This is a genomic window from Rhodothermales bacterium (assembly GCA_013002345.1).
Lineage (GTDB): Bacteria > Bacteroidota > Rhodothermia > Rhodothermales > JABDKH01 > JABDKH01.
The window spans coordinates 1-4832 of the sequence record JABDKH010000368.1; the positions used below are offsets into that span (position 1 = coordinate 1).

General features: G+C 59.6%; 6 protein-coding genes. 2 read left to right on the top strand and 4 right to left on the bottom strand.

Annotation, left to right across the window (positions count from 1 at the left end; genetic code table 11):
- Positions 1 to 441: hypothetical protein (locus HKN37_17360; protein ID NNE48423.1), on the bottom strand; the 441-nt coding region annotated here is incomplete at its 3' end.
- Between the two features lie 45 nt (positions 442 to 486).
- Here HKN37_17360 and HKN37_17365 point away from each other — a divergent pair.
- Positions 487 to 1467 (top strand): alpha/beta fold hydrolase, encoded by a 981-nt coding sequence (locus tag HKN37_17365; protein ID NNE48424.1) that lies wholly within the window; start codon positions 487 to 489, stop codon positions 1465 to 1467.
- Positions 1468 to 1480: 13 nt separating this feature from the next.
- Here HKN37_17365 and HKN37_17370 read toward each other — a convergent pair whose 3' ends face one another.
- Genes HKN37_17370 through HKN37_17380 form a run of 3 tightly spaced genes read right to left on the bottom strand, consistent with a single transcriptional unit; the run spans position 1481 to position 4491 of the window.
- Positions 1481 to 2101 (bottom strand): dephospho-CoA kinase, encoded by a 621-nt coding sequence (locus tag HKN37_17370; GenBank protein ID NNE48425.1) that lies wholly within the window; start codon positions 2099 to 2101, stop codon positions 1481 to 1483.
- A gap of 32 nt (positions 2102 to 2133) precedes the next feature.
- Positions 2134 to 4113, bottom strand: a complete 1980-nt coding sequence (locus HKN37_17375) for a hypothetical protein (GenBank protein NNE48426.1) — start codon at positions 4111 to 4113, stop codon at positions 2134 to 2136.
- A 33-nt stretch (positions 4114 to 4146) separates the two neighbouring features.
- Positions 4147 to 4491, bottom strand: a complete 345-nt coding sequence (locus HKN37_17380) for a histidine triad nucleotide-binding protein (GenBank protein NNE48427.1) — start codon at positions 4489 to 4491, stop codon at positions 4147 to 4149.
- Positions 4492 to 4647: 156 nt separating this feature from the next.
- Here HKN37_17380 and HKN37_17385 point away from each other — a divergent pair.
- On the top strand, positions 4648 to 4832 hold a 185-nt coding region (locus tag HKN37_17385), incomplete at its 3' end, for a 6-carboxytetrahydropterin synthase (GenBank protein ID NNE48428.1).

Sequence of the window (4832 nt, forward strand, 5' to 3'; positions counted from 1 at the left end):
GGTGATACGGGTGTAGCCGTCCGCCTGGTATCGTTTCAATGCGGACGCCCATTCCTGCTTCCGCTGGATTACCTTGCGGACGACATTCTCGGCGAAATCGCGGTCCGCCACAATGATCTCGTCAAGTGAGTAGACCGATGGCTCCAGCGTGACCTGTACGGAGCGGTCGGAATACGATTCCACGTGCGTCCGACTCGTACGATAGCCAAGATGGCGGATTTCCAGTACCACCGGCAGGTCCGCGACATCGATCTTGAACTCACCTGTATTATTGGTGATCGTTCCGATTGACGTGCCCCCGACGACGACGTGGGCCGCGGCCATTGCGTCGCCCGACTCCGATCGAACAACACCTCGAATCGTGACCTGCCCCGATGAGAGATCGGCCAGACCTGTCGCGGCAATCGACACGAGAACCGTTGCGACCAGGGCGCGTGTCATGAGTCGTCTCGAAGTTCTGGTAAACCGAACCAAACCCCTGTTCCGTTGCTCACGACACTTAAGCGAAGAACGCTGTGGTCTGCTGCCATCGCTGCGACTGTAGTTATCATTCTTGTCGCCGGTCCCCGCTATGAAGCGGACGTCAATCCCGGCCCCGTGCCCGTGTTCGATGATGTCGAGGAGTATGTTACATCCGTCGAGTCAAACGTGCCGGATATATGGGAAGGTGCGGAGAAACAGATTGTGTGGGCCCGGCCGGACAGGTCTCGGACGGAGCGGTCCATCGTATACGTTCACGGGTTCTCGGCCACCCGGCAGGAGGTGGCGCCGCTGTGCGACTCGCTGGCCGCGAGGCTGGACGCCAACCTGTTCTATACCAGGCTCACCGGGCATGGGCGGACCGGTGAAGCGATGGCTGATGCGACTGTCGGTGATTGGCTCTTTGATCTGCGCGAAGCGCTTGCTGTTGGCCGCGCCCTCGGGCGACGTACCGTAATTGTAGCCTCTTCGACCGGCGCTACACTTGCAGTCTGGGCAGTGTCTGGGGCTCTGGCGGACGAGGAGACGGAAGATGTTGAGGCGCTCGTTCTGATGTCTCCGAACTTCGGTCCGGCGGATTCGCGGTCGAACATGTTACTGATGCCGTGGGGCAAACAGCTGGCGCGACTGGTGATCGGCGAGTACCGCGAGTGGGAACCGTACAACGAGCAACAGAGCAGAAACTGGACGACTCGCTATCCGGTTGGCGCTCTCTTTCCGGTGATGGCAAGCGTCGACGCCGTCTCACGCCTTGATCCGGCGGAACTCAAGCGCCCGATCCTGGTGGTCTACTCGCCGAACGATAGTGTGGTGAACACGACCCGGATCGTCGAATGGTTTGACGGCACCGCCTCTGCTCCGAAAGCCCTTCTCGAGATACCGGACACCGGCGATCCGTCCGGACATATTCTTGCCGGCGATATCCTGTCGCCGGGAACGACGGAACGGCTGACGGTCGTGATTCAGCAGTTTCTCGATTCGCTTTGAGGCGTCGATCCGGCTATGCGTGAGAGGTGTTCGTACCAAAGCGTCGATCCAGTGTCTCGAGTAGCTGCGAGACACGCGCGGCAAGTTGCTCGGGCGTGCCGTCGTTTCGAATCACGTAGTCAGCCAGCTCCCGTCCCCGGTAGGCAGGAATCTGGTGCTTGATGCGGGCAACAACCCTTGCGCGCGACCGACCGTCACGGTCCATGACGCGACGGATTCTAAGCCAGCGCGGGGCGTCCACATATACGGTGGCGTCGACGTGCCTGTCACCTCCCGCCTCGAACAGCAGGGCCGCTTCGTGAACCAGCAGGGCGACGCCCTCCGACTCAGCCTGTTTGCGAATTCGGGAAAACGAGGCGAACACCCGCGGATGCACGATGGTGTTGATAGCGGCTAGCCTTTCGGCATCAGCGAAGACAATCGAGGATATGTAAGCTCGATTGAGGGTACCGTCGGTGTGATAGCTTTCCGGTCCAAACTCGCGGACCATTTCGCGACGCGCCTCGACATCGTCGGTCAGTAGTTGCTTTCCGACTTCGTCTGCGTCGAAGATGCAGGCGCCGCTCTTCTCCAGGATGTCGCACACGAGCGACTTCCCACTTCCTATACCGCCCGTCACACCGATTGTCAGCATTCGATTGGTCAGCCCAGGTGAGTTCATGTCGGTCAGAAGCGCCATACTGACGTCAGCGACAGGTTTGGTATGACTGTGCGCACACCCTTGTTCGCCGCCGAGACAATATTGTCGACCTGCTCCTCGGGAAGCACGCCGTAGAGCGTTTGCGTGATCCGTTGTACAACAAACCAACCTTCGAAGGTCAACGACGATCGTCTTCCCAGCGGCCAACTGATTGTTGCGGTCGGTCCGATCTGTGAAATCTTCTGGCGACCCGGGCGTGTGATCGAGCTCTGGCGATCTGACTCGCCCGATGACGAGTATCGCACGGTTGTTGTCCGGTTGTAGTCGCTTCTGACGAACATCCTGATGCCCGCCGATGCCTTTACGCGCCCGTCCGAGTGAATTCTGATCCAACCGCTTGTCGTTCTCAACGTGTCGAAAGGGATCTCCGCGAATGCCTCGTCCAGGAAACGACCGAGCCGCAAATCGCTGTAGGTTCCGCGGGCCACGAGCCGGAGTCTGTCCCCAAGTCCGTGTTCGATTTCCGATTCATAGCGGAGCTCGCGTGCCGACTGGTCGCGTGCCTGCCTGCCTGCCAGTACAAAATCATCGACCGTATATGTAGCGCGAACCTCCGACGTGACGCGGATGCTGGTTCGCAGCGACGGCGACCACACGACGCTGGGTCGAAGGCGAACCGCCCGCTGTACGTTGTTTTCGGCAGAACGGATGGCTTTGAGATATATGGTTGCGTAGCGCGATCCGTACAGCGACACGTCCGTTCTCAGATGTTGCGATAGCCGCAATTCAATACCAACACGTCCGGTCAGGAACTGCTCGTCCCGATCGTCCGGATTGACCTCGGGCGTGTCGTGGCGCAGGATGCTTGCGGAGCCGTCGAGGTGCAGGGTCATGAATTGAAGGGGCGTGAGATTTGCTCTGCCGTGGGCTTCGAGCAATCCCCGATCGAAGTCCGCCTGTCGCAACAGATCTGTTTTCTGTGTTGCCTGTGCAGGCGACAGTTCTTCGCGATTGGACAGCGTGCGCTCTTCGTTCTGTGCGCCGCCCCGCACGCCGATCGTTGCGTCGATTCGTTCACTTGTGTATGCAAGATCGACATCGACGTCAAGGGTTCGTCGATCGAAGTCTGTTTCGAAGAACAGTGATTCCTCGGGTGCCCGGTGGGTACGCACCGCGCGCCGATTGGCGCCGAGTCGGACCGCGCTGCTGATTCGTAGCCGCCGGGTGAGCGGAGTACTCAGTCTCGCGGCGAGGAGTAGCGTATCACTTCTGGTTGCCTCGACGGATTCGCTTGCGGCCCCGGGTTCGGTCCGATTCAGGAAAGACACAGCCTCGTACGCGTCGCGTCTCGCACTTGACAGGTAGAACTCAGATCGAAACTGCGTTTGTGCTGTTGAGCGAGACGTCATGGCGTCTATGCGCACATCCCGGGCGCGACGCGGAGTGATCATTCGCCACGAGCCCAGGCCGTCCGCCCGGAATTGCCATTTCTCGGCGGGTCGAGATTTCAGGCTGGCTCCGAAGCCATACGCCGGCCCGCTGTCGGTACGCAGCGGTGCTGGCATCGCGCCCACGGCCGCGCCGGGTCGACTGTCGACGGCCACTCCAAGACGCGGTTCGAGCCAGAAGGTGGGTGTGGCTGCGTAGCGCATCCCGACCAGACCGGACGAGCTGAACACGCGGCTGAGGCTGAACCAGCCCAGGCCGCCCTCGGCCGTGAGGTTCCATCGCGGGTGCAGCGGACCCGTCACGGACCAGGAAAGGTGATTCTCGTCGCGCGTGCTTAGCTGCTCGTTAAACAGGATGTAGGCATCGGAGACGAAGCGATTCTCCGCATCAATCGTCCAGGAGCCGACGCGGTCTTTGACGACAGCGGAGCCCAGCCAACGGTAACGGCTGATGTCTCTCCGCACGCCTGTCGACACCTCGTAAATACTCTGACCAACGACCGGCGGGGCAGCGACGGCAAAGAGAAAGAGGCAGACGAAGAAGCGGGCGCGGACCACAGAGTTAGCGGGTTTTCGTGCGGTCGAAATGTACTAACCGGGCGGCCACGTCATCTGTCGGCCGCCGAGAATGTGTAAGTGAAGATGAGGCACCGTCTGCTGTCCGTGCTTGCCGTTGTTGAAGACGGTTCGATAGCCGCGCTCCAACCCCTCATCCTTCGCAATCTTCTTCGCGACGAGAAACATGTGGCCGATGAGTTCGACATCGGATTCCGTGATGTCGTCGAGGCCCGGGATGGCCTTGCGCGGACACACAAGGATGTGAGTCGGGGCCTGCGGATTGATATCGCGGAAAGCGAAGCATGATTCGTCTTCGAACACCATCTGAGCCGGTATCTCTCCGTCCCCGATCTTCTGAAATAAGGTCTTTTCGCTCATCAATGCGTGTTTTCTGCTGAAACGGGTGGCAATCGGCCCGGCCGCCCGCCGGCAAGTCGGTTGGACGATTTGAACGTTTTTCTTATTATTCTGTGCAACAAACGATCAAGGCGTCTGTAAGCGCTGTCCAGATCAAACGATTACAGTGAAGTGAAGATGGCGAAAGTTTACATCACGCGCAAAATGCAGTTCAACGCCGCCCACCGGCTGCACAACGCGAAGAAATCGGACGAGTGGAATGTCGCGACCTTCGGCAAGTGTAACAGTCCGAACTGGCACGGACACAACTATACGTTGGAGATTACGGTTGCCGGCGAACCGAACCCTGACACGGGCTATGT

Excerpts from the sequence above, each read along its gene's own strand:
- HKN37_17370 (NNE48425.1), bottom strand. The coding sequence starts at position 2,101 with ATGCTGACAATCGGTGTGACGGGCGGTATAGGAAGTGGGAAGTCGCTC.
- HKN37_17380 (NNE48427.1), bottom strand. The coding sequence starts at position 4,491 with ATGAGCGAAAAGACCTTATTTCAGAAGATCGGGGACGGAGAGATACCG.